General features: G+C 64.2%; 22 protein-coding genes. 5 read left to right on the top strand and 17 right to left on the bottom strand.

Going from position 1 to position 24,181, the window contains the following annotated elements; genetic code table 11:
* Positions 1–8: 8 nt before the first annotated feature.
* Positions 9–377 (bottom strand): response regulator, encoded by a 369-nt coding sequence (locus N826_RS33250; protein ID WP_044436175.1) that lies wholly within the window; start codon positions 375–377, stop codon positions 9–11.
* 351 nt (positions 378–728) lie between these two features.
* Between N826_RS33250 and N826_RS40865 the strand changes: the two genes are divergently transcribed.
* Positions 729–1,301, top strand: coding sequence for a hypothetical protein (locus tag N826_RS40865; RefSeq protein WP_052832492.1), 573 nt, complete (start codon positions 729–731; stop codon positions 1,299–1,301).
* 98 nt (positions 1,302–1,399) lie between these two features.
* Here the strand turns inward: N826_RS40865 and N826_RS33235 are convergent, their stop codons facing one another.
* The 3 genes from N826_RS33235 to N826_RS33225 form a co-directional block, all read right to left on the bottom strand.
* Positions 1,400–2,131: a CPBP family intramembrane glutamic endopeptidase gene (locus N826_RS33235; RefSeq protein WP_044436172.1), complete on the bottom strand. Its 732-nt coding sequence runs from the start codon at positions 2,129–2,131 to the stop codon at positions 1,400–1,402.
* Positions 2,132–2,672: 541 nt separating this feature from the next.
* Positions 2,673–3,014, bottom strand: a complete 342-nt coding sequence (locus N826_RS33230) for a type II toxin-antitoxin system VapC family toxin (protein ID WP_345769888.1) — start codon at positions 3,012–3,014, stop codon at positions 2,673–2,675.
* A gap of 23 nt (positions 3,015–3,037) precedes the next feature.
* On the bottom strand, positions 3,038–3,253 hold the full coding sequence (locus N826_RS33225; RefSeq protein WP_044436192.1) for a ribbon-helix-helix domain-containing protein: 216 nt from the start codon (positions 3,251–3,253) through the stop codon (positions 3,038–3,040).
* Positions 3,254–3,415: 162 nt separating this feature from the next.
* On the opposite strand from N826_RS33225, the gene N826_RS33220 reads away from it, so the two are divergent.
* Positions 3,416–3,637, top strand: a complete 222-nt coding sequence (locus tag N826_RS33220; protein ID WP_063772356.1) for a DUF2283 domain-containing protein — start codon at positions 3,416–3,418, stop codon at positions 3,635–3,637.
* Between the two features lie 17 nt (positions 3,638–3,654).
* Here the strand turns inward: N826_RS33220 and N826_RS33215 are convergent, their stop codons facing one another.
* Positions 3,655–4,359, bottom strand: a complete 705-nt coding sequence (locus N826_RS33215; RefSeq protein ID WP_044436166.1) for a transposase — start codon at positions 4,357–4,359, stop codon at positions 3,655–3,657.
* 438 nt (positions 4,360–4,797) lie between these two features.
* Here N826_RS33215 and N826_RS33210 point away from each other — a divergent pair, with 438 nt between their 5' ends.
* Positions 4,798–6,303 (top strand): MAC/perforin domain-containing protein, encoded by a 1,506-nt coding sequence (locus N826_RS33210; protein ID WP_044436165.1) that lies wholly within the window; start codon positions 4,798–4,800, stop codon positions 6,301–6,303.
* A 305-nt stretch (positions 6,304–6,608) separates the two neighbouring features.
* On the opposite strand, the gene N826_RS33205 is transcribed toward N826_RS33210, so the two are convergent.
* The 7 genes from N826_RS33205 to N826_RS33175 form a co-directional block, all read right to left on the bottom strand.
* Positions 6,609–7,499 (bottom strand): glycine betaine ABC transporter substrate-binding protein, encoded by an 891-nt coding sequence (locus N826_RS33205; RefSeq protein ID WP_044436163.1) that lies wholly within the window; start codon positions 7,497–7,499, stop codon positions 6,609–6,611.
* 43 nt (positions 7,500–7,542) lie between these two features.
* Positions 7,543–8,454, bottom strand: coding sequence for an ABC transporter permease (locus tag N826_RS33200; protein WP_044436161.1), 912 nt, complete (start codon positions 8,452–8,454; stop codon positions 7,543–7,545).
* 3 nt (positions 8,455–8,457) lie between these two features.
* Entirely contained in the window at positions 8,458–9,810 is a 1,353-nt protein-coding gene (gene proV / locus N826_RS33195; protein WP_084721392.1) for a glycine betaine/L-proline ABC transporter ATP-binding protein ProV, read from the bottom strand.
* A 72-nt stretch (positions 9,811–9,882) separates the two neighbouring features.
* The gene (locus tag N826_RS33190) at positions 9,883–10,665 is read right to left on the bottom strand and encodes an adenine nucleotide alpha hydrolase family protein (RefSeq protein WP_044436160.1); all 783 of its coding nucleotides are present in this window, start codon (positions 10,663–10,665) and stop codon (positions 9,883–9,885) included.
* Positions 10,658–11,887: an electron transfer flavoprotein subunit alpha/FixB family protein gene (locus tag N826_RS33185; protein ID WP_044436158.1), complete on the bottom strand. Its 1,230-nt coding sequence runs from the start codon at positions 11,885–11,887 to the stop codon at positions 10,658–10,660. The genes N826_RS33190 and N826_RS33185 overlap by 8 nt, the downstream gene beginning before the upstream one ends.
* Positions 11,884–13,779, bottom strand: a complete 1,896-nt coding sequence (locus N826_RS33180; RefSeq protein ID WP_044436156.1) for a (Fe-S)-binding protein — start codon at positions 13,777–13,779, stop codon at positions 11,884–11,886. The genes N826_RS33185 and N826_RS33180 overlap by 4 nt, the downstream gene beginning before the upstream one ends.
* Before the next feature lie 7 nt (positions 13,780–13,786).
* Positions 13,787–15,829: an NADH:flavin oxidoreductase gene (locus tag N826_RS33175; RefSeq protein WP_044436154.1), complete on the bottom strand. Its 2,043-nt coding sequence runs from the start codon at positions 15,827–15,829 to the stop codon at positions 13,787–13,789.
* Between the two features lie 215 nt (positions 15,830–16,044).
* On the opposite strand from N826_RS33175, the gene N826_RS33170 reads away from it, so the two are divergent.
* On the top strand, positions 16,045–17,034 hold the full coding sequence (locus N826_RS33170) for an Rpn family recombination-promoting nuclease/putative transposase (protein ID WP_169789459.1): 990 nt from the start codon (positions 16,045–16,047) through the stop codon (positions 17,032–17,034).
* 36 nt (positions 17,035–17,070) lie between these two features.
* Positions 17,071–17,388, top strand: a complete 318-nt coding sequence (locus N826_RS33165; RefSeq protein ID WP_044436150.1) for a DUF4351 domain-containing protein — start codon at positions 17,071–17,073, stop codon at positions 17,386–17,388.
* A gap of 29 nt (positions 17,389–17,417) precedes the next feature.
* On the opposite strand, the gene glyA is transcribed toward N826_RS33165, so the two are convergent.
* The 5 genes from glyA to N826_RS33140 form a co-directional block, all read right to left on the bottom strand.
* On the bottom strand, positions 17,418–18,728 hold the full coding sequence (glyA, locus tag N826_RS33160) for a serine hydroxymethyltransferase (protein ID WP_044436148.1): 1,311 nt from the start codon (positions 18,726–18,728) through the stop codon (positions 17,418–17,420).
* A gap of 28 nt (positions 18,729–18,756) precedes the next feature.
* On the bottom strand, positions 18,757–20,136 hold the full coding sequence (locus N826_RS33155; protein WP_044436146.1) for an L-serine ammonia-lyase: 1,380 nt from the start codon (positions 20,134–20,136) through the stop codon (positions 18,757–18,759).
* 93 nt (positions 20,137–20,229) lie between these two features.
* Positions 20,230–20,826, bottom strand: coding sequence for a sarcosine oxidase subunit gamma (locus tag N826_RS33150; RefSeq protein ID WP_052832490.1), 597 nt, complete (start codon positions 20,824–20,826; stop codon positions 20,230–20,232).
* Entirely contained in the window at positions 20,819–23,842 is a 3,024-nt protein-coding gene (locus tag N826_RS33145) for a sarcosine oxidase subunit alpha (protein ID WP_044436144.1), read from the bottom strand. Before N826_RS33145 ends, N826_RS33150 begins: the two co-directional genes overlap by 8 nt.
* Complete coding sequence (locus N826_RS33140) at positions 23,839–24,180, bottom strand: sarcosine oxidase subunit delta (RefSeq protein WP_044436142.1); 342 nt, start codon at positions 24,178–24,180, stop codon at positions 23,839–23,841. Before N826_RS33140 ends, N826_RS33145 begins: the two co-directional genes overlap by 4 nt.
* Between the last annotated feature and the right edge of the window lies 1 nt (position 24,181).

The following is a 24,181-nucleotide window of genomic DNA, read 5'->3' as shown; positions in this document are numbered from 1 at the left end:
CCGATTCCTCACGTCAACAGCCTTGCCTCAAAACTGATAGATGGCAAGGCCGTGGCGACTATTTTTTCATCGGTATGAGCCGTCAGCAATATGATCGGGACTTCACGGTTGTTTCCGTAAAGCCGGACATTCTTGTCCCGTATCAACTTAGATAATTGCAGCCCGCTCATTCCGCCCATCACTATATCACAGATGACCAGATCGATATTATTGACGTTCAGTATTACCAAGCCTTCTTCGCTGCTCTTGGATAAAAAGACATTTTCAATTCCAATTCTCCCAAGCATCTTCTTCGTCACGGCTCGCGTGAAATCATCATCGTCTATGACCAGGATCGACAAATCTTGATAGATCTTTGAATTCTTGCGACTGTCCATGCCATGATTTTCCAATGATCGATGATGAATTTCGATATGTCGATCGTGGTTTAGCACACTTTCTGACTTAATTTATCTTTCATACGTCATAGATATGACAGTATTGGTATGGACCACTCTGACCAAAAGGACATCGTGTACTATAGGTTGCAAGATACAGATTGCCGGATCTTCAGGTAGCCAGGGCTGTCGTCGAAGGATGTCCACGCACCATAGTCGTTTTCCGGCGACGGGCTTCTCAAGACCTGTAGGAAGGCATAGGCCATAAGAGGTATAATAGGGTCGCCGCTCCTGGAAATGCCGGACGGCCCGAACTTTACGGTCCCGCCAACCCTCAGGTCCGCCGAAGCCATGTATTATCCCGAGTGCCTGCCGCCGATGCTGGATTTTCTCGACCGCATCGGGATGCCCTTCAAGGCCGGCCCGTTTGGGCAGGACGGTTTCCTGCCCGGCATCCAGATCGTCAACGGCGTGATGCTGATCGACCCGGACCGGCTGGCGGGATCGGGCGACGTACTGCACGAGGCCGGGCATATCGTCGTCGTGCCGTCCCGCTGGCGCTCAAGGATGGGAAACGACGTCATCGAGTCGCTTGACGAGGTGGTGGCCGCCGATCCCGACGCGGCGGACGATTTCAAGCTACAGACGTCGATCAAGATGAGCGAGTTCATGGCCCAGGCGTGGTCCTACGCCGCCTTGAAGGATCTCGGCCTTCCGCCGGAATGCGTCTTCTTTCCCGGCAGCTATAAATATCACCCCGATATCAAACCCCACCCCATGGCGGCCTGGGTGGAAAGCGGCACGCATTTCGGCATCATGGCGCTGTCCCAGGTCGGAATGACCGGTGGCCTCGGCCTCTTCGAGCCGCCCGGCGCCAACGGCCTCGATCCGTTTCCGAAGATGGGGAAGTGGTTGCAGGACTGAACGTGCCGTGGTCTTCGTCCTTGATGCTCAGCGGACAGGTTTCCGTAGGATCGTCGTCCGTTTGATCAATTCGGCCCCGTTGCTTCTTTTACCTAACATCACGCCGTCCCGATCGGAACGTGGCTCATGACGAAGCCGAAGGAGAACTCTGACCAATCGTTGATGATATGCGCGCCGGCAGAAACCCATAAGTTGCGGGTCCAGATGTATGCCAGGGTTAGGACGATGCGAGCGGTTCCGATGATGCCGAAGCACTGCACCCAGTGCCAGTCGTATGTCGGCAGGTGCGCTGCGCCAAAGACAAGAGTAGAGCCTCCTGTAGCGATCATGATCCCGACGGTCCGGCTCAGGCGCAGGCGTGTGGTGGCGAACCACAGGAGAGCCAGAAACGGCAGGATGGTCAGAAGCTCTTCCCCGACGAGTTGAGGCAACGTCGGGATGAGCCGCAGGACGAACTCGGTCCCGGTCATGGCACTCATGCCGGTTACGACGGGGTTGGGCGCCACCGAGCCAAGCCTGGAGACCGCTATGCCGGCGGCCACGGAGGCGGCGATGCTGAGGAAGCTGAACAGGATCATTTGCCCGATCTGCTTCAATCCGACCGGCCGGAAAAGCGCCGTCCAGTGCCGCTTGGTCAGGTAAACCAGCGTCAGCAGCGGTATTCCGGCGAACAGCGACGCCGGAACCAGCGTGGCCGGGAAGGTCTTGGCCGGGATGACGATCAGAACCGCAAAGGCTACGGCCAGGCTGAACAGGAGGATAGCCCAGCCCTGACCGCCGATGCGAACCGGGTAGCCGTTGTAATAAGGGAAGTCCGCGCGGTCGATCATGAATATCCTCCAGTCCGAGCAGGGTCTGTCGATGCCCGGCGCTTTGAGCGCTTTGGGGCTAACAAACGGAGGGTGCTTTGGATCATTCCGGCCCGATTGTTTCTGAGTTTCACCGACTTGGACCAATCGGCGGGCGGGCTCGGGTGAGCTATATCAAGAGCCGAAGAGTCTGACCGGCGGTGAGCAAGTGTTGGGCCACGGCCCAACCTACAAAGCAGGAGCCTGTAGGTTGGGCCGTGGCCCAACAAACACTGTCGCCACAGGTCAATGTCTTCAGCCCGTGGTGTTACTGCATGATATTTCCTAAATAGCCCGTCGCTTGCACGGCCCGCGGACGACTCCGGAGTGGGCAGGCTAATTTTTTCTAGCCCACTCCACTCTGGTGTCATCTGTGCGCATCTACAACGCCTACGAAACAAAGACCCATCAATCGTGCCTGATCGAACAAGTGGTCGAAGGCGAACTGTTTGCCATCGCAAAAGCTGGCAACAATGATCGGCAGATGGCATCCCACACACCGGCATAGCGTTGGTCGCTCATCTCAATGAGACGTCCCATACGGAGCGCGGACACCGGGATCGCCGGCGGGAAAATCCTTGGTGTTCCTGGTCACCAGAAGCATGCCGTTCATCTGCGCCGACGCCCAGATCACCGCATCCGGCAGTTCGATCCGGCGCTCCCGGCGAAGGGCTACCGCCTTTTCCGCAATCCGCGCATCAAGGCCGATGGTTTCGAAGCCATCCAGAAAACTACTGGTAGGAGCTTCAAGCCGGCCTTCCACGCCTGCCATCACTTCCATCCATGTGATGATGCTGATCGCCCGGTCCGTATAGCGGTTTAGTTCCTCACGAGCTTCCGGTATGGCGTTAAGGTAATCTATCAGGATATTCGTATTGAACAGCGCCTTTACCAGTCACCCCGCACCTGCTCCTGATACGCGAGCCCATCGATTTTGCGCTCGCCCCACAGGCCAAAGGCATCGAGTTCTTCAAGCTTGCGACGCCGGACCAGATATTCGTCAATGGCCTGTCGAATGACCGCCGCCCGCGACCGCTTGTCCTTATGCGCCAGTTCATCAAGCGCTAGGACCTGCGTTTCTCCAAGGTCAACCAGGATTCTCATGGTCACTCCGATATCTGATATCGGCATGATATATCGAATGATCCCTAGCCGGCGAGGGTGCTGGGAGGAAGTTCGTACACAGCATGTCCACCTATCTGCGCGTTGGGCTATTATCCGACGAAGAAACCGTACACAACGCGTTCTCTGGCGAAGATTCAAGCCATGAACCAGACCTATGATAGCTCGACTGACAGCCTGTATCTGGAAGTCCGCCCGCTGCCGTCGCGTCGGACGGGGGAGGTCGAGGAGGATGTTTTTCTCGATCTTGGCGAAGATGGAGATCCCTTCGGGTACGATATTAAACATGCTTCCGAGAAGACGGAACTGGTGCAACGGTTCATGCGGGAATGCGACCATCAAGCACGGTCACCTTGCGCTGAATGAAGACGGGGAGACTTTCTTTACACGACTTGACCCACTTCTCTGCTGGCCGGTCGTCCAGGATGCCCACGCCATGTTCTGCGCCCCGTGAGATTTGCGATATGCTGCTGGAAGGTCTCGCTTCCAAGTGCGAAGCCGCCATTGGTGGCGCTGCGGATCTCCTCGATCTGGCTCTGGTCCGGGTATTGCCGGAACAATTCCCGGTACGCTGACAACCGAGCTTCCGGGGTCGAGCCGAGCGCCTCGTAGAGTTCGTGCGGCGTCACCGATGGGTCAGGTTGACCAAGTGCGTTGGCCCGATAACTCGACCAGCGGTAGTCAGCCGGCTGCGCCACCATGTTCGCCCGTACCGGGTTCGATTCGATATAGCGAGCGCACGCGAACAGATATGCTTCCTCCCCGACAGGACAGGAACGGAACCGGCCCTCCCAGAGGGTTCCGCTGCGGCCATGGGTGCGGTTGACATACTGGACATACCGCTGCCCCAGCCGCTTCATGACCAGCGATGGACCATCGGCTTCCGCTGGCGTGAGAAGGAGATGAACATGATTGGTCATCAGACAGTAGGCATGGAGCGACGCTCGATGGGCTTGGCAGGCGGCCTTCAGTTCGTTCAGGTAGAAGGTGTAGTCGCTCTCGGCGAAGAAGCAGGCCCCGCGATTATTGCCCCGCTGGATCAGGTGAAATGGCATGGCGGCAAGACTGAGCCGGGGTCGACGGGGCATGGTGGAGACCTGCAAGTGCATGGGGATGGGGTGAGGTGCTGAGGTTAGCATATTAATAGTGGTCTGTCCCCGTTTTCCCTTCATTGTTTCCTGATTGCGAAGAAACCGTGATCTGTCCCCAATATTTTAAGAAACCGTGGTCTGTCCCCAATATTTTCCATCCTCCTATACGCGGTATGAGGCTTCGTCTTGGCATGACGGATTTTTGGCGTCGTCCCACGGCGAAAATTGGGGTGATGAAGTCGAATACTAAAGTATTCAGTCGACAGATATCCGTTTTCCGCGCCGAATTGTTCAATTCGATAGCATCGGACATTTCCTGTGTGGTAGCAATTGGCTCAGGCAAGTAACGAATAGTAATTCGGGAGCGAATATTTACTCCGGTATGATTATTCGTTTCAGGTCTGAAATATTGGCGATCTACGGGGATATGGAAAAATGACTGCTGAAATCGAGAGACTGCCTGGGACCGACCTGCTCGGCTGGACGTATAACGTGTTCGGCGCGCTGACGCAGCCGACTTCGCGGCTGAAATGCGTCGTTCCGGAGATGGCGGCGTTCGAAACGGCCGCGTATGACCCGGCGGTGCATGCACGCACGGTGATCGAGGGCGTCGAGTACTATTATCCCAAGATTTGCAGCCACCTGGATGTCGCCCAGTCGTCCCCGACGCTCGACTACGCCAGCATTTCCACCGATATCCAGTTCTCGCTGGCCGCCGGCCTGGACATCACGGCGAAGCGCGGGGCGTTTTCCGGATCGCTGTCGGCGAAGTACAGCAAGGAGGTGTCGCGCCAGAGCGAGACGCATTACATGCTGATCACCGACAACTTCAACTACGGCCATGCCGAGCTGCCGAACGTGACGCAGGCCAGTTTCGATACCGGGTTCTGGAGCGATCTGAACAACGACGCCGTCACGGCGGAAACCCTGTTCAAGAAGTACGGCACGCATTTCGTCATCGGTCTGGTGATCGGCGGGCAGTATCTGGCCAGCTTCTACGCCGCCAAGTCCACCAGCTATTCGGCGACGACCTTCGAGGCCGATGCGTCGCTGAAATACAACAACATGGTCGGCAGCGTGCGGGTCAGCGGGTCGATGGACCTTTCGACCTCGACCACCGTCAGCAAGGTCAACGTTTCCGGCAGCATCACCATCACCGGCGGCGATGTCAGCAAGACCAAGTGGACCGACTGGTCGCCCACCGTGGCGGCCGATCCGAAGCCGGTGATGTTCACCGAGAGCGGTCTGGTTCCCGTCTGGACCTACTGCACCAGTTCCACCCGCGCCAGCTATTTGTCGGCGCAGTTCGACGACCTCTACCGGCTGGTCACGACCGGCACCGCGACCCGCGACTATGCGCCGAGTTCGGACCGGAACACAGGGAGCGGCGTCTACTCCTGGAGCGTGGACGCGGACTTCAATGAGACCCTGAAGGCCGGGGACAGCAAGGACGCGCTGGTCGTGACCGGCTTCGGCAGCCGCGTCAACGGCGACAGGCACGTTACCCGGATCGGCATCCAGGTCACCGACATCAATTCAGGCAATGTGTATTACTGCGCCAAGGGCGACGTCTCGAAGTTCGACCTGAGCGACTACGAGGTCTTCGACACGGTGCCGACCGGCACCGTCATGACCGGGCTCGCCATCCGCGAGAAGGACTGCAACCTGAACAATCTGGGCCTTTACTATCAGGCGCTGAGCTTCATCGACTACGGCAATTCGAGCCAGGATACCCATCTCGGCACGACCGTGGCGACCCGCTACAAGGACAAGTCCGGCAATACCGGGGCCTTCTCCGGCTGGGAGCAGGACTACAAGCCGGTTAATCCGACCGCCGGCTACGTGCTGACCGGGATCGAGATCTGCTGTTCGAGCAAGGCAGGTGCCTTCGTCACGCTGAACGTCATGCTGAAGAAGCTGGCGCGGAACATCGACGTTTGAGGCGGAATAGCAGGGGTATTAAACCCAGGGGTATTAAACCCAGGGGCATTAAACATTGACTGGTCTGGAGCGTTAGATGTCGGGCTGAAGAGGCCCGACCTACGCCAGCGTGCTCTTGCCAGCGTATAATGTAGGTCGGGCCTCTTCAGCCCGACATCTTTGCCGGAACTCACCGGTCGAACTGCAATGCGGTTGGTACAAGGCGGGGTTTTAGGAAGAGCGCATGTTGTTGGGCCACGGCCCAACCTACGGGCGACGAAACTCGTAGGTTGGGCCGTGGCCCAACATTTCGGGAGCGGCTGCTATCAGCCCGCCGTCTTCATCTGGCCGGTCACCCAGTACTCGATCCGATCCGGGTTCTTGGCGATGTAGTTGTCCACGGCCTTTTCGTAGCTGCTGTTCTGGGCTTCGAACATGATCGCTTCGACGTCGGCCAGCGGCAGGACCATGCGGCCGAGGAATTCGTAGGCCTCGGGCTGCTCCTGGTAGAAGCCCTTGCGGACCAGCTTATTGACGCTTTCCAGGCCGCCGAGCGAGCCCTTGGGGTCGTCAAGGTAACGGAGTTCGGACTTAGCGAACATCCAGTGGGGGCTCCAGGCGGTGGCGACGATCCAGTCCTTGCGGCGCTCGGCCCGCTCGACACCCGACAGCATCGCCGCGTCGCTGGCGGAGATCAGCTGGTAGTCGGTCAGGCCGTAGTCCTTCATCGCCTTCTCGGATGCCTGCATCAATCCGGCGCCGGGGTCGATGCCTTGGATCTTGCTGCCGAGCTTCTGCTTCACTTCGGGCTTCTTCAGGTCCTCGATGCTTTTCAGCTCGGATTCCGGGATGTAGGACGGCACGACCCAGCCCAGCTTGGCGCGGGTATACATGGGACCCAGATCGACCACGTCCTGACGGACCTTGTCGAGATAGGGCTTGTGGGTCAGCGGCTGCCAGGACATCAGCATCGCGTCGAGCTTGCCGGTGGCGATGCCCTGGTACTGGATGCCGATGTCTGCCATGGTCATCTCGACCTTGTAGCCCATGCGGTCTTCCAGGACCTTCTTCGCCAGCTTGGTCACGGCCTCGGCGTCGGACCAGGCGGTCCAGCCGATGTTGATCTCCTTGTCGGCGGCATGCGCCGTCGTCAGCATCAGGGTTGCCGCAAGGCAGGATGCGGCGGCGAGGGTCGCTGTCTTGGTGAAAAAGCCCATCGTTTCTAAGCCTCCATGTTTCAGTTTGTTATTGGCCCGACGCTTAGTGCGTCGGGTTCGAACGGGCCGAGGGGGCCGGCATCAGCCGGTGCATGAACGCGGGCATCGCCCAGCGTGACTTGGCGGTTGCGGACGCCTTGGCGCCGAAGCTCTGGGTGATGCGGTCGAGGATGATGGCGAGCAGGACGACGCTGAGGCCGCTCTTGAAGCCGAGGCCGATGTCGAGCCGCTGGATGCCTTGGAGCACGACGTTGCCGAGGCCGCCGGCCCCGATCATCGACGCGATCACGACCATCGACAGCGCCAGCATCATGGTCTGGTTGACGCCGGCCATGATCGAGGGCCGGGCGCTGGGCAGCTGGACGCGGAACAGGAGCTGGCGGTCGGTGCAGCCGAAGGCGCGGGCTGCCTCGACGATCTCGGCCGGCACCTGCTGGATGCCCAGTGCGGTCAGGCGCACCGCCGGCGGCATCGCGAAGATGATCGTCGCGATGATGCCGGGGACGCGGCCAAGGCCGAAGAACATGACGGCCGGGATCAGGTAGACGAAGGCCGGCATCGTCTGCATGAAGTCCAGCGTCGTCTTGGAAATGCTCTCCACCACCTTGCTGCGGGCCATCCAGACGCCCAGCGGGATGCCCAGGATCAGGCTGAGCAGGGTGGACGCCAGCACGAGGCCCAGCGTGGAGATCGTCGCGGACCACAGATCCATCGACACGATCAGCAGCAGCGAGACCAGCGTGAAGATGCCGAAGCGGATGCTGACGCGCCAGCCGGAGAAGGCCGTCAGCAGGGCCACTGCCAGCCAGATCGGCAGCGCCAGGAGCGCTCCGTCTATCGTGGCGCCGAAGCCGTCGACCACGGCGGCGATGCCGTCCAGCAGGGGCTGGAAGTTGTCCAGGATGTAGTTGACGATGTTCTCGACCCAGGCGTCGATCGGAAGCTGAAAGTCCATGGCTTACTTCTCCCGATTCAGGGTCTTGAGCAGGGTCGCCGGGGAAATGGCGCCCAGGAACTTGTTCTCGTCGTCGACCACCGGGACGGCGCATTCGGCCGATGCGACGGTGCGCATGACGTCGTGCAGCGGCTGTTCGGCGTGGACGGGATCGATATCGGGCAGGAAGGCGTGGACGAAACGCGGCTGGCCTTCCTCGGTGATCGCCCGCTCCAGGCTGTCGCGCGACACGGTGCCCTGGTAGTTGTTGTCGTGGTCGCGGACGTAGCCGTACTCGTTCTTCGAACCCGTCAACTGCTCCAGGGCCGGCTGAAGGACGCCGGGGACGCGGATGACCGTCTTCTCCTCCTCGAACCGGGCGACGTCGCCGGCGCGCAGCACGCGGGAGACATCGACGTTGCGGAAGAAGGAGCGGACGTAGTCGTCGGCCGGGTTGCGCAGGATCTCGAACGGCGTGCCGACCTGGACGATGTTGCCGCCTTCCATGATGGCGATCCGGTCGCCGATCCGCATCGCCTCGTCGAGGTCGTGGGAGATGAAGATGATGGTGCGCTTGTGCTCGCGCTGGAGCCGCAGCAGCTCGTCCTGCATCTCGGTCCGGATCAGCGGGTCGAGGGCGGAGAACGCCTCGTCCATCAGCATGATCGTCGGATTGTTGGCAAGGGCGCGGGCAAGGCCGACGCGCTGCTGCATGCCGCCGGACATCTCGCGCGGGTAGCGGGCGTGATATTGGTCCAATCCGACCTGCTTCAGGGCCTCCATCGCCGCTTCATGGCGCTTGGGCTTGGGCACGCCGGCGATCTCCAGCCCGAAGGCGGCGTTGTCGAGCGCGGTCAGGTGCGGCATCAGCGCGAAGGACTGGAACACCATGCTCATGTCCTTGCGGCGGACGGCGATCAGCTCCTTCCGGGACATGGTGACGAGGTCGCGGCCGTCGAACACGATCTTGCCGGCGCTGGGCTCGATCAGGCGGTTGAGCAGGCGGATCATGGTCGACTTGCCGGAGCCGGACAGGCCCATGATCACGAAGATCTCACCGCTGCGGACCTGGAAGCTGGCGTCCTTGACGCCGACCGTCACGCCCAGCTTCTTGAACACCTCGTCCTTGGTGGCGCCGGCGTACAGCATGTCCAGGGCCGGCTTGGGATCGTCGGAGAAGATCTTGTAGACGTTGGAGACGTCGAGCCGGACTTCACCGGTGGATGACGCCTGCGACTTGGAGTTGATCGGTCTCGCCACAGTTGCCGAGCCGTTCGGCTTCGGCGTGGGGGTAGCTCCATTGGGTGCTGGATAAGATGGCAGCGGAGCCGTGCTTGCGGGGTCCTGGTTGGGTATGCCCTCGAACGCTGCTTTCATCTCATTGTCCTCTTCCCTGTTTTTACATCGGTTACCTGCAACAGTACTCGAATGCTTAGTTCATTCAACGAATTATTCCCTGTTGGACCAGCCCTGCTGGATCAGGCAGTCGTAGATCGCCGCCGCCGCTTCGTCCGGTGTCGGCTGGACCATCAGCCGCCCCTGCCCCGTCTTGGTTTCGGTCGCAGCCTTCATGCGGTCGAGGGCGGAACCGCCGCGTTGGACGCGCATCAGCTTGGGCCGGGCGCGCCACGGGCGGACGGTGCATTCGGCCAGGAACTCGTCCGGGTGGACGGTGGCAGCCGGTCTGGCGTCGATGGTGCCCCGGCGGGAGCGGGCGAAGGCGCTCTGGCGTGCGGCATGGGCGGAGCTATGCAAAGTCGCGACCAGAGGCGGCGTGGCGGTGACAAGGCGGCGCTGGCCGCGCGGGAGCGCCTGGGTGAGGGCGGCTTCGGTGGCGCTGACGTCGATCCCGACGATGTCGGGGACCAGCGTGCGGTTGAGTGCCTGTGCAATCAGATAGGGCACCATGCCGGAATCTTCGCCACCCTCGGCGATCGAGCCGGCCAGAATGATGGCGGGGGACAGCTCGCGCAGGCGGGCGATCAGGGCCGGGACGGGGTCGGCGCCGGGTGCGGTTTCCAGCACTTCCAGGCGGTCGAGGCCCATGCCGAGATAGTCGCGGAGCGCCGGTTCATCCGGGTTTCCGGCGTGTAGGGCGTGGATGCGGGCGGTCTGACCGGATTCCGTCAGGCGCAGCGCCAGTTCGAGAGCCTGGGCGTCGAGCAGGGCGCGGCGGGCGCGGCCGGATGCGGGGTGGCTGCCGACGGAGAGCAGGACGGCGATGTCAATCATGACGGTTCGTCCCGTTACGGCGCTCGCGGGCGTAGCGGATCAGGGCCGGCATCACGGCTTGCGCGTCGGCGACGATGGCGAGGTCGGCGCGCTTGATCATTTCGGCGTGAAGGTCTGTGTTGACGGCAATGACGTGCTTTACCTCTGTAATTCCCTGCAAGTGCTGGGGGGCTCCCGCTATCCCCAGCGCGAAGTAACACCGTGCGGTCACCAAGGTGCCCGAAGCACCGATCTGGCGGTCGCGCGGCAGGTGTCCGGCATCGCAGACTACGCGGCTGCCGCCGCGCGTCGCCCCCAGCGCTTCCGCGAGTTCGGCGAAATCCTGCCAGTCAGTGATCCCGTTGCCGGCGCTGACGATGAAATCGGCCTCGGCCAGCGAAAACCGGTCGGGATCGACCGCCAGCGGGCGGGCGTCGCGGATGCCCGGCGCGGAGTGCGGATTCCGCGGCGGTGCCGGAATGACCCGCGCTTCATGGCGGGCATCTTCCAACGGCGGGACGGCATCGAGAGCGATGGTCATCAGCCGGGCCGGGGCATGGATCAGCTCCGACGAGCCGCCGCGTGCGCGGCGTCCAGCCTTGGTCGGGGTCAGGTTCTGGACACCCGGAAAAAGTCTTTCGCCCATGGCTGCCGCGACACGACGGGCGATGTCGGCGCCGCCGTCGGCGCTTTCGGCGAACAGCACGTGGCGGGGTTTGAGGGTTTCCACCGCGTCCAGCACGCTGGCCGCGCGACGCTCAGGGCAATAGTCGGTGAATAGTTCGAAGTCAACCTTTATGAGCCGGTCAGCCCCGGCCTCGGCGAAATCGGTGGTGGTAGCTTGATCGGGTGCCAGGACGACGACGGCGCCGCCTCCGGCGTCGGCCAGGACGCGGCCGGCGGCGACGAGCTGGCGGTCGTGAGCAGTCAGTTCGCCACGTGGTTGGTCGGGAACGACGAGCACCAGAAAGGCGGGGTCTTCGACGATCCGGACGGCGGGGCCGGAGGGGGCGGCGGCCTCATGGGAGCGGGCTTGCGCCGATGGGGCGCTGCCGCTCCGGTCGTAGCGGAGGCGGGCTCCGGCTTGGACGCTGGAGGCGGCGCGTTCGGCCCTCGGGTCGCGGCGGCGGCGGTTGGTGGCGGGTGCTGCGGGCGGGTTTCCGCGCGCGATGCGGCGGCGGGGTTCGGTCGATGTGGTCAGGGCCAGCGCCTCGGCCCTGGGGTCGCGGCGGCGGCGGGTCATTTCGGGGACTCCGTCGCGGCCAGGACCAGTTCGGCGATCTCGGCGACCTGTGGACGGGAGCCGACGACGCCTTCCAGCATCAGCGCGCAGTTGGGACAGGCTACCGCGACGGTGGCGGCGCCGGTCGCGCGGGCGTGGTCCATGCGGACGTCGGGGATGCGGCGCTTGCCGGCCACGTCGGTCAAGGGAGCGCCGCCTCCGCCGCCGCAGCAGCTCGAGCGCAGGCCGGAACGCTCCATCTCGACGCGCTCGACGCCGATGGCGTCGAGAAGGGCGCGGGGAGCGTCGATCTCGCCGTTGTAGCGGCCGAGATAGCAGGGGTCGTGGTAGGTGACCGATGTCCCGTTGGCGGCGGTGACCGTCAGTTTGCCGGCTTGGAGGAGGTCGAGCAGGAAAGCGGTGTGGTGGATCACCGGCACGTCGAGGCCGAACGGCTTGTATTCATGCCGGAGCGTGTGCAGCGCGTGGGGGTCCGCCGTGACGATGCGGCTGAAAGCATAACGGCGCAACGTGGAGACGTTGCGCCGTGCCAGATCCTGGAACGTGGCCTCGTCGCCAAGGCGGCGGGCGACGTCGCCGCAGTCCAGTTCTTCGGGTCCTAGGACCGCGAAATCGATCCCGGCGCGGCGCAGCAGCAGGACCAGTGCCCGGAGCGAGCGCTGAGTGCGGAGGTCGAACGCGCCGTCGCCCAGCCAGAGCAGCACGTCGCACCGGTCCTGGTCGGCGAGGATGGGAAGGCTCAGGTCCACGGCCCAGTCGAGCCGGCGGGACAGCGGTTGGCCTCCGGGGTTGTCGGTCGCCTTCAGTTCCTCCAGTACTCCGGCGGCCTTGCCGGGGGTGGCTCCCAGTTCCAGCGTCTGGAAACGGCGGAGGTCGATCACGGCATCGACGTGCTCGATCATCATCGGGCATTCCTGCACGCAGGCGCGGCAGGTGGTGCAAGCCCAGAGGGTGTCCGGGTGGATCATCGGGCCGATGACCGGCTGGCCGGGGCTGCCGTGGGCGAGGCCGAGCGGCCGGCCGGGATGGTTGTTGCCGGCATAGGAGCTGTCGTCGGCGCCGTCCTCCAATCCAGTCACCAGATCCTGGATCAGCTTCTTCGGGTTGAGCGGCAGGCCGGCGGCATAGGCTGGACAGGCCGTCTCGCACCGGCCGCACTGGACGCAGGCGTCGAACCCGAGCAAGCGGTTCCAGTCGAAGTCGAGGGGGCGTTCGGCGCCGAGCTTGCCGTTGGTCTCGAGGTTGAGGGGACGAAGGGCGGTGTCGCGGCCCAGGCCGTCGTGGAAACGCTCGGGGCGCGGATGGGCGATCAGGTGGAGAGCGCCATGGACCGCGTGCTTGAGCGGACCTTTCCAGACGCCAAGGACGAGTTCGGCGCAGCCCCAGGCTCCCACCAGGACGAGGGCGAGGCTGAGCTGCCAGGGGAGGACTCCCCCGGCGGTCTGGTCCAATGCCACCACCAGGAAGGCGGTGGCGTAGGCCAGCAGCGCGAAGGGCAGACGGCTGAAGCGGCCCTTTGACAATTCGGCCGGCTTTTCGACCCGGCGGCGCCAGCCGACCATCAGGCTTCCGGCCAGCATCGCCACGAGAGCTAGGCTGAGCAGACCCCAGACGGTCCAGTGCCGAAATGCTGGAATCGCCAGCAGCGGGATCAGCGCCAGCGAGGCCAGGAAGCCGCCCGCCGTCAGCGCGTGGAAGCGGGAGTTGAACGGCTTGCGCTCGACCACGTCGTGGACATCGACCAGATAGCGGCGCGGCAGCGCCTTCAATCCCGCGATCAGATCGACATCCGCCGCCCGGCCCGCTCGCCAGCGCCTCGCCTGGACGAGCGCCAGCGCCAAGCCCGAAGCCAGCGTAATGATTACGATCGCGGAGAGCGTTGATGCGATCATCGGGCGCTCACAAATCCTTGCACAGGCGGGCGGCGTCGTAGATCGCCGCGTGGATGTTGCGGCCCGCGACACCGTCTCCGATCCGGTAGAGGGCCGAGCCGCCGTGGCCGTTGACCTTGTGCGGCTGCGGACGGCCTTCGACCAGGGCGTGGAGGTCCATTTCGCCCCGGTTGATCGAGCTTTCCTTCAGGTCGAAATAGAGCGCTTCGTTGGGCAGGGTGCCGAACTCGACCACGACCTGATCGACCAGCCGTTCCTCCTCCTCGTGGGTGAACTCGTTCTTGAGGACGGCGACCAGCTTGTTGCCTTCGCGGTAGATCTCGGTGAGCTGGAGGTTGGGCGACAGGACGACGCCGAGCTTGTAAAGCTCGCGCAGGTGGATCGGCTGGTTGGTGGCGCCGACTTCCTCGGCGACCATGCGGTCCTGCGTGGCGATCTCGACCAGCGCGCCGCGCTTCGCCAGGAACTCGGCGCAGGACGGCGCGTGGTGCTGGCCGGTGCCGTCGTAGATCAGGATGTTCTCGGCCGGCTCGACCTTGCCGGACAGCATGTCCCAGGTCGTGACGGCAAGGTCGGCGCCCTTGACGTCGCCGTGGCTGGGATGGCCGCCGGTCGCCAGGATGATCACATCGGGCTTTTCGGCCTCGATCGTGGCGGGGGTGGCTTCCGTGCCGAGGCGGAGTTCGGCGCCCGACTTGGCCGCCTGCTGGGTCAGCCAGCGGGTGATGCCGGTCAGGGCTTCGCGCCACGTCGCCTTGGCGGCGATGTTGATCTGGCCTCCCGTGACGGCGTTCTTCTCGAACAGCACGACGGAATGGCCGCGCTCGGCGCAGACGCGGGCCGCTTCCAAACCGCCGGGACCGCCGCCGACGACGACGACGCGTTTCTTCTCCGTCGCCTTGGGGATGACGTGCGGCATGGTCCGCTCGCGGCCGGTGGCGGCGTTCTGGATACAGAGCGCGTCGCCGCCGGCGTAGATGCGGTCGATGCAGTAGCCGGCGCCGACGCACTGCCGGATGTCGTCGATCCGGCCTTCCATCAGCTTGCGCACCAGATGCGGGTCGGCAATGTGGGCACGGGTCATCGCGACCATATCGACATGCCCTTCCGCAACGGCGCGTCCCGCCGTGTTGAGGTCGGTGACGCGCTGGGCGTGGAAGATCGGGATATCGACCTCGCGCTTGATGGCGCTGGCGAGGAACAGGAAGGGCGCCACCGGGAACGACATGTTCGGCAGCACGATCGCGTGGGCCAGATGGTCGCGCGCCTGTCCGCCCAGCACGTTGGCGAAGTCGATCAGCCCGCGCTCGGCATAGGTACGGGTGATCGCGACGCAGTCCTCGTGGGTCAGGCCGTCGTCGATCAGCTCGTCGCCCGACATGCGCATGCCGATGATATAGTCGTCGCCGACCGCTTCGCGGCAGGCTTCAAGCACCTCGATGCCGAAGCGCATCCGGTTTTCCAGGCTGCCGCCGTACTTGTCCGTGCGCTTGTTGACCGACGGGCTCCAGAACTGGTCGATCAGGTGGCCGTGGGCGGCGGATAGTTCGAACCCGTCCAGGCCACCTTCCTTGCAGCGGCGCGCGGCGGCGGCGTAGTCGGCGATGATGCGGCGGATGTCGGTGTCTTCCATCTCCTTCGGGATGGAACGGCTGGCCGGCTCGCGCTTGGGTGACGCCGACATGGTCGGCAGCCAGTTCTCGGTATCCCACTTGGTCCGCCGGCCCATATGGGTGAGCTGGATCATCAGGGCGGCGCCATGTTGATGGACGCGGTCGGCGAACTCCTGGAAGAAGGGGATGACGCTGTCGTCGGCGACGGAGATCTGGTTCCACGGGGCCGCCGGGCTGTCCAGCGCCACCGAGGACGAGCCGCCGAACATGGTCAGGCCGATGCCGCCCTTGGCCTTCTCCTCGTGGTAGAGCTGATAACGCTCCTTGGGCTTGCCGTCCGAGCCGTAGGACGGCGCGTGCGACGTGCTCATCACCCGGTTGCGGATGGTCAGGTGCTTGATTTTCAAGGGGCGGAGAAGCGCTTCGACGGGAGACATGTGTCTCGGTTCCCCATCATTGTTACGGTTCTAAGAATTCGCCCGCGCGGGCATCCGCACATGCCATGCCGCGACAAAATTCCGTCAACTTGCGACAAGGTGTATCGGGGTCTGCGGATGGGCATACCGTCGCATGGCGCGGCGCGGACTTGCGGGGCGCGGATGCCACGTGCTGGATGCGGCGTACCGCACTTTTGCCGCGAATGACCCTTCGATTGAACCCGTCCGATTCCCTGTACCACCGGCTGTTCTCGCACCCGGTCATGGTCGAGCAGTTCGTCCGCGATTTCGTCCCGGCGGCACTGGCGCTCGGGCTGGATTTCAGCCGGATGGAGCGGGTCAACGCCAAGTTCCACGGACGCGGCGGACGGCGGCGCGAGGGCGACGTGATCTGGCGTATTCCGACCGAATGCGGCGGTGACGTCTACCTGTACCTGATGCTGGAGTTCCAGTCGCAGATCGACTGGTGGATGCCGGTTCGCATCCAGGTCTATGCGGGCCTGCTCTGGCAACAGATCATCGACGAGATGAGGCTGAAGCCGGGCGACCGGCTGCCGCCGGTCCTGCCGGTCGTGCTCTACAACGGCGACAAGGCGTGGAACGCGCCGACCGGAACGGCGGAGCTGGTGGCGCTGCCGGCGGATTCGGCGCTGTGGCATTGGCAACCGTCAATTCGCGATCATCTGGTGGACGAGAAGGCCTTGCCGGGCAGCGATTTGGAGCGCCACGACAGTCTGGTGGCGCTGCTGTTCCGGTTGGAGGCTAGTCCTGGTCCGGCGGAGCTGATCGATCTGGTCGATGAGATCATCGGCTGGTTCCGCCAGCACCCGGACTATGCAACATTGAAGCAGTTGTTCACCGAGATAGTGGGATACGCTCTGTCAGAGCAGGCCGCCTTCGCGAACGAACCAGCCGCCTTAACGGCGACCGACCTGTTGGAGATGCGGAACATGGTGCCAGAACGGTTCAGGAAATGGGCTGACGAAGTAAGAGCTCAGGCGATTGTCGAAACTCGGACGCAAGTTCGGACGCAGACCCTGGCTAATGCTCTTTCCCGTCAACTTCGCCACCGGTTCGGAGAATTGCCGCAGAGCTGCACGGAGCGAATCCACTCGGCTTCCGACACGGAACTGGAAGCATGGATGGACCAAGTTCTGGATGCCGCTTCCATTTCCGACGTTTTCGACGATAAGCGGGTCAATTGACGGTGTTGGCACCCAAACCACGAAGCACTGGAGCGGTTGTTTACCCAAGTTGTCGAGCATGCCGTTTCGACGCAGGAACGTATTGGGATTGATGCAGTGTTAGGAGATCTGAACGACCTGTTGGAGATGCGCGACATGTTGTCAGCACGCATCAAGGAGTGGCAGGACCAAATAAAGGTTGAGACTCTTGCCGAATTGCTTTCGAAACTGCCTCGTCGCCGTTTCGGTGATTTGCCGCCTGACACGACCAAGCGTATCCGTTCGGCAAAGGCCGAGGAACTGGACGAATGGCTGGACCGGGTGCTGGATGCCGCGTCAATTGCTGATGTTTTCGACAACAAGCAGACAAACTAGCTGCACCCTCACCCGGCTTTTTAACAACCCTACTCCGCCGCAGCGGCCAGCGATTGGCCGCCGTAGATCGGGAAGCGGCTGCACAGGTCATGGATGCGGCCACGGACCTTGGCTTCCACGGCGGCGTTGTCGCCGGAGTTGCTGGCAGCGAGGCCGTCGAGGACTTCCGAGATCAACTCGCCGACCAGCGTGAATTCCGCCGTGCCAAAGCCGCGCGTCGTGGCGGCTGGCGTGCCGAGACGGACGCCGGAGGTTACCATCGGCTTTTCCGGGTCGAAGGGGATGCCGTTCTTGTTGCAGGTCATGCCGGCGCGCTCGAGGCTGGCTTCGGCGGCCTTGCCGGTCAGGCCTTTAGGGCGCAGATCGACCAGCACGATGTGGCTGTCTGTCCCGCCGGAAACGATATCGACGCCGCCCTCGACCAGCCGCGACGCCAGGGCACGGGCATTGTCCACGACATCGCGGGCATAGGTCTTGAACTCGGGGCGAAGCGCCTCGCCGAACGCCACGGCCTTGGCAGCAATGACGTGCATCAGCGGGCCGCCCTGGAGGCCGGGGAAGACGGCGGAGTTGATCTTCTTGCCCAGCGCCTCGTCGTTGGACAGCACCATGCCGCCGCGCGGGCCGCGCAGCGTCTTGTGCGTGGTCGTCGTGGTGACGTGGGCGTGCGGCACCGGGTTGGGGTAGACGCCGCCGGCGATCAGGCCGGCGTAGTGGGCCATATCGACCATCAGCCAGGCCCCGACCTCGTCGGCAATCTCGCGGAAGCGGGCGAAGTCGATGACTCGGGGGTACGCGGAGCCGCCGGCGACGATCAGCTTCGGCTTATGCTCGCGCGCAAGATCGCGGACCTGATCGTAGTCGATCAGCGCGTCTTCGCGGCGGACGCCGTACTGAACGGCGTTGAACCACTTGCCGGACTGGTTGACCGAGGCGCCGTGGGTCAGGTGGCCGCCTGCCGCCAGCGACATGCCGAGGATCGTGTCGCCCGGCTGGAGCAGCGCCATGAAGACGGCCTGGTTGGCCTGCGCGCCGGAATGCGGCTGGACGTTGGCGTAGGAGCAGCCGAACAGCGCCTTGGCGCGGTCGATCGCGAGTTGTTCCGCGATATCGACGATCTCGCAGCCGCCGTAGTAGCGGCGGCCGGGATAGCCCTCCGCATACTTGTTCGTCAGGACGGAGCCCTGGGCTTCCAGCACGGCGGTGGAGACGATGTTCTCCGAGGCGATCAGTTCGACCTGATCCTGCTGACGGGCGAGTTCGCGGCGCAGCGACTGCGCCAGTTCGGGATCGCTGTCGGCGACGGAGGCGGAGAAGAATTGCTCGATGGAAGATGCCATTTCACGGACTTTCAGCAGTCGATGCCATTCAGCATTCGATGAAGTTGACGGCGAGGCCGCCGAGCGATGTTTCCTTGTACTTCGTCTGCATGTCGGCGCCGGTTTCCCGCATGGTCCGGATCACCTTGTCGAGCGAGACGTGGTGCTGGCCATCGCTCCGCAAGGCGAGCCGTGCCGCGTTGATCGCCTTGATGGCGCCGATCGCGTTGCGCTCGATGCAGGGGATTTGGACCAGACCGCCGATCGGGTCGCAGGTCAGGCCGAGGTTGTGTTCCATGCCGATCTCTGCCGCGTTTTCGATCTGCTCGGGCGTGCCGCCCTGGGCTGCGGCAAGGCCAGCGGCGGCCATGGAGCAGGCGACGCCGACTTCACCCTGGCAGCCGACTTCCGCTCCGGAGATCGAAGCGTTGCGCTTGTAGAGTCCTCCGATGGCGCCGGCGGTCAGCAGGAAGGTGAAGACGCCCTGCTCGCTCCGGCCGAAGCAGAAGCGGTCGTAGTAGTGCAGCACCGCCGGGATCAGCCCGGCCGCTCCGTTGGTCGGCGCCGTGACGACGCGGCCTCCCGCGGCGTTCTCCTCGTTGACCGCGATGGCGTAGAGGCTGACCCAGTCCATGATCGCCATGGGATCGCGGAGCGAGGCTTCGGCCCGGCCGTTAAGTTCCTTGTGGAGGGCACGGGCGCGGCGGCGGACGCTGAGGCCGCCGGGGAGAATGCCTTCCTGCGACATGCCTCGGGCGACGCAGGCCTGCATGGCGTCCCAGATTCGGCGGAGGCCGGCGTCGATCTCGGCGTCGGTGCGCTGGACCCGTTCGTTCTCCCGCATCATGTCGGCGATGCCGAGGCCGGAGGCTTTGGCTGCTTCCAGCATCTGGCTGCCGCTGACGAAATCGTAAGGGACGGGCGGCGCTTCGGCGAGGCGTTCGTTGCGGAACATCTCCTCTTCGGAGACGACGAAGCCGCCGCCGACCGAGTAGTAGATACGGGTGTCCAGCACGGCTCCGTCGGCGTCGGTCGCGGTGAAGCGCATGCCGTTGGGGTGGCCGGGCAGCGTTTCCGCCCGATGCAAGGCCAAGTCTGTGGACTCGTCGAAGGCGATGTCGTGCTTGCCGCCGAGGCCGATCCGGTTGCCGGTGCGGATGGTGGTGAGGATTGCGGGAATGCGGTCGGGGTCGATCGTGTCAGGCATCTCGCCGGACAGGCCCAGCAGCACGGCCTGGTCGGTGCCGTGGCCTACTCCCGTCAATGCCAGCGAGCCGAACAGTTCGGCGTTTACCCGTGCGATGCGGGGCAACGCGCCGCGCTCCTCCAGGCCGGAGACGAAGGCGGCAGCCGCCTTCATCGGCCCGACGGTGTGGGAGCTGGACGGCCCGATGCCGATCTTGAAGATGTCGAACACGCTTACCGACATGGCCGCCTCCCGTTTGGTAAGGGAGTGTTGGGCCACGGCCCAACCTACGAAGCGGGAGCCTGTAGGTTGGGCCGTGGCCCAACACCGCGAACTTCAGCGCTGGTATTCCGCCACCGCGTCGCTCAGCCACATCCAGGTGTATTCGGAGAAGGAGCGGCGCGGGTAGATGTCGTATGTAGGAGCGTCGTCGATCTGGTGCAGGATGATGCCGCCACGGGCCAGCAGGGTCTGGGCGCATTGGCCGGGGCGGAAGCCGCGGGGATGCAAGTCCAGGCTGCATCCCTTCATCAGGGTTTCACGGGCGCCGGGGCCGGACAGCCGCAGGCGGGTGCGGTTGCCGGTGACGTCGGTGACGGCGGCGTGGATGTCGCCGAGCGCTTCGCGCAGCCGCGCGATCAGGGCGGTTTCCTCGCCCGCCGGAGTTACCAGCAGCCATTCGTCGGGGCCGAGCCAGAGCACGGTCACTTCGGCGGCGGAGGTCACCGTGTTGGCGTTGAGCGGCAGCACGCAACCCAGTACCGCGCCGACGGTCCGGACGAAGCGCGGATCGGAGGGGCGTCCGCGCAGGTTGATCTGGCCGGGCGGCGTCAGTTCGGCGAGGCGGGTGCCGTTACCGGTGTTGGCGCCAAGGGAAGCCACGGCCTGGGTGAAGCGGGTCGCACCGCCCTGACGGATCAGAGTATCAGCCATGGAGACGCACTCCCTCGGGATCGTAGAACACGGGTTTGGTGACGGCGCACTTGACGGTCTTGCCGCCCAGCGGCGCGAAGATGTGCTGGTCCATCCGCTGGAAACCGTCCTTGACGAGGGCAAGGGCGATCGAACGACCCAGCGTCTCGCTGTAGTAGCTGGACGTGACGTGGCCGATCATCGGGATCGGAGGATGACCGTCGGCGGTTGCGGTAAGCTGCGCGCCTTCGGGCAGGACTTCGTTCGGGTCTTCCGTCAGCAGTCCGACCAGTTGCTTGCGGTCGCTCCGCGACGTGTCCTCGCGGCTGAAGGAGCGCTTGCCGATGAAGTCGGGCTTCTGCTTGGACACGACCCAGCCCATGCCGAGGTCCTGCGGCGTCACCGTCGCGTCGGTTTCCTGGCCGACGATGATGTAGCCCTTCTCGGCGCGCAGCACGTGCATGGTTTCGGTGCCATACGGCGTGATGCCGTGCTTGGCGCCGACGCGCATGATCTGTTCCCAGACATACAGGCCGTTATAGGCCGGCACGTTGATCTCGTAGGACAGCTCGCCCGTGAAGCTGATGCGGAAGATGCGGGCCGGCACGCCTGCGACCACGGCTTCGCGATAGGACATGTACGGGAAGGCTTCGGCGCTCATGTCCAGATCGGGCGCCAGTTCCGCCACCACCTCGCGGGCCTTGGGACCGGCGATCGAGGCCGTGGCGTAGTGCTCGGTGACGGAGGTCAGGAAGACGCGCAGATCCGGCCATTCCGTCTGAAGGTAGTCTTCCAGCCAGTCCAGCACCTTGGCGGCGTTGCCGGTGGTGGTGGTCATCAGGAAATGGTTCGGCCCCAGGCGCGTAGTGACGCCGTCGTCCATCACCATGCCGTCTTCCTTGCACATCACGCCGTAGCGGCACTTGCCGATTTCCAGCTTGAGGAAGGCGTTGGTGTAGACCCGGTTGAGGAACTGCGCCGCGTCGGGACCCTGGATGTCGATTTTGCCCAGGGTCGAAGCGTCGAGCACGCCGACGCTTGAGCGGACGGCGCGGCATTCGCGCCGGACGGCGGCATGCAGGTCCTCGGACCCTTGCGGGAAGTACCAGGGGCGCTTCCACTGCCCGACATCCTCGAACAGCGCGTTGTGGGCGACGTGCCAGGAATGCATCGGCGTGTGGCGCGCGGGATCGGCCAGTTCCCCGACATCGCGGCCGGCCAGCACGCCGTAGGTCGTCGGCGTATAGGGCGGGCGGAAAGTCGTGGTGCCGACCTGCGGGATGGGAGAGGCCAGCGACTTCGCCAGGATCGCCAAGGCGTTGACGTTGGAGGTCTTGCCCTGGTCGGTGCCCATGCCAGTCGTGGTGTAACGCTTCAGGTGCTCGACCGACTGATAGCCTTCGCGGGACGCCAGCAGCACGTCGGCGGCGGAGACGTCGTTCTGGAAATCGACGAAGTGCTTGGCCTTACCGTGCCCGACCAGATCGGTCGAGGGAACGACCCAGAGCGGGCGGATCGGCTGCTGCGGTTCGGTCCGCTCGACCGACGGGAGTGCTGGAACCTCACCCTCGCCATGGCCCGCCGCCTTGGCGGCTTCGGCACCCGCCGCCGCCCCTTCGGCAAGGCAGCCGGCCAGCGTGAAGGTCGCCTTGCAGGCTCCCGCCGACCGTTCCGCCTGCATCGAGACGTTGGGGACGAAGCACGCCAACGCGTCGTCGTAGCGCAGCTTGCCGGTGGACTGGGAGAACAGGTGGACGGCGGGGTTCCAGCCGCCCGACATCAGGACGAGGTCGCAGTCGATCTTCGTCGGAGCGCCGATGACGGATTCGCCCGAGCCGTTGATCGTCATGACATCGACGCCGGTCACCCGCTTGGCGCCGTAGGTCGCGGTGACGGCCGAGTTGGTCAGGATGCGGATGCCGCGCTGCTTGGCTTGCGCCGCCAGGGGACCGCCGAGCTGGGTGCGCAGATCGACGATGGCGGCGATGGCGACACCGGCGTCGGCAAGGTCGAGGGCTGCCTGATAGGCGCTGTCGTTGTTGGTCAGGACGACGGCGCGCTTGCCCGGCAGAGTGCCGAAGCGGTTGGCGTAGGTGCGGGCGGCATCGGCCAGCATGACGCCGGGCCGGTCGTTGTCGGCGAACACCAGGGGACGTTCGTGGGCGCCGGTCGCCAGAACCACTTGGCTTGCGCGGACCTTCCATAGACGCTGGCGCGAGACCTTGGGGGCCAAGCCGCGCGGCAGGTGGTCGGTGCGGCGCTCCGCCATGATCAGGTAGTTGTGGTCGTAATAGCCGGTGACGGTGGTGCGCGGCAACAGGCGAACCTCGGGGAAGCGCTTCAGTTCCTCGACCGTGTCGCGGACCCAGTCGGCAGCCGGCTTGCCGTCGATGGTTTCACGTGAAGCCAGCAGCGAGCCGCCGAACTCGTTCTGCTCGTCGGCGATGACGACGCGGGCGCCCGTCTTGGCTGCGGCCAGTGCCGCCATCAGACCGGCGGGGCCGGAGCCGGCGACCAGCACGTCGCAGTGGATGTGCATCTTGTCGTAGAAGTCGGGGTCGGGCTCGACCGGGGCCTTGCCGAGGCCGGCGGCCCGGCGGATCACCGGTTCGTAGACCTTCATCCAGAAGCTCTGCGGATGCATGAAGGTCTTGTAGTAGAAGCCGGCGACGAAGATCTTCGACAGGACATTGTTGATCGAACCGACGTCGGTCTCGACGTTGGGCCACGCGTTCTGGCTGCTGGCAACCAGGCCTTCGTAGATCTCGATCTGGGTGGCGCGCAGGTTCGGTTCGGTCCGGTTGCCGCGCTCGAGCTGGATCAGCGCGTTCGGCTCTTCCGAGCCGGCGGACAGGATGCCGCGCGGGCGGTGATACTTGAAGCTGCGGCCGACCAGATGGATGCCGTTGGCGAGCAGGGCCGAGGCGAGGGTGTCGCCGGCGTAGCCCTGGAGCGCCTTGCCGTTGAAGGTGAAGTTGACAGGGCGGCCCCGGTCGATCCGGCCGCCGGTGGGGGTGCGGAACTCAGCCTTGGTCATGACCGGCTTCCCTGCTTCTCGATGGCGGCGGTTGCGGGCGCTTGTTCGGCGGCGGGTGCGGTTTCAGCGGCTTCCGAGGCGCTGCCCATCTGATAGACCCGCGTGATCTCGTTGGTGACGGTGTGGCGCTCGACGTTGAACCAGCGGCGGCAGCCGTGGCTGTGGACCCAGCGCTCGCGGTGCAGGCCCTTGGGGTTGGTCCGCATAAAAAGGAACTCGGCCCATTCGGCGTCGCTGAGGGCGGAGGGGTCGGCCGGGCGGGTACGGTGCGCTTCGCCGCCGAAGCCGAATTCGGTCTCGTCGCGGGGGCCGCACCAGGGGCAGTTGATCGTCAGCATG

This window comes from Skermanella aerolata KACC 11604, assembly GCF_000936425.1.
GTDB lineage: Bacteria > Pseudomonadota > Alphaproteobacteria > Azospirillales > Azospirillaceae > Skermanella > Skermanella aerolata.
Note: the sequence above shows the minus strand (reverse complement) of the source record. Positions and strands in the feature narration are given on the sequence as shown.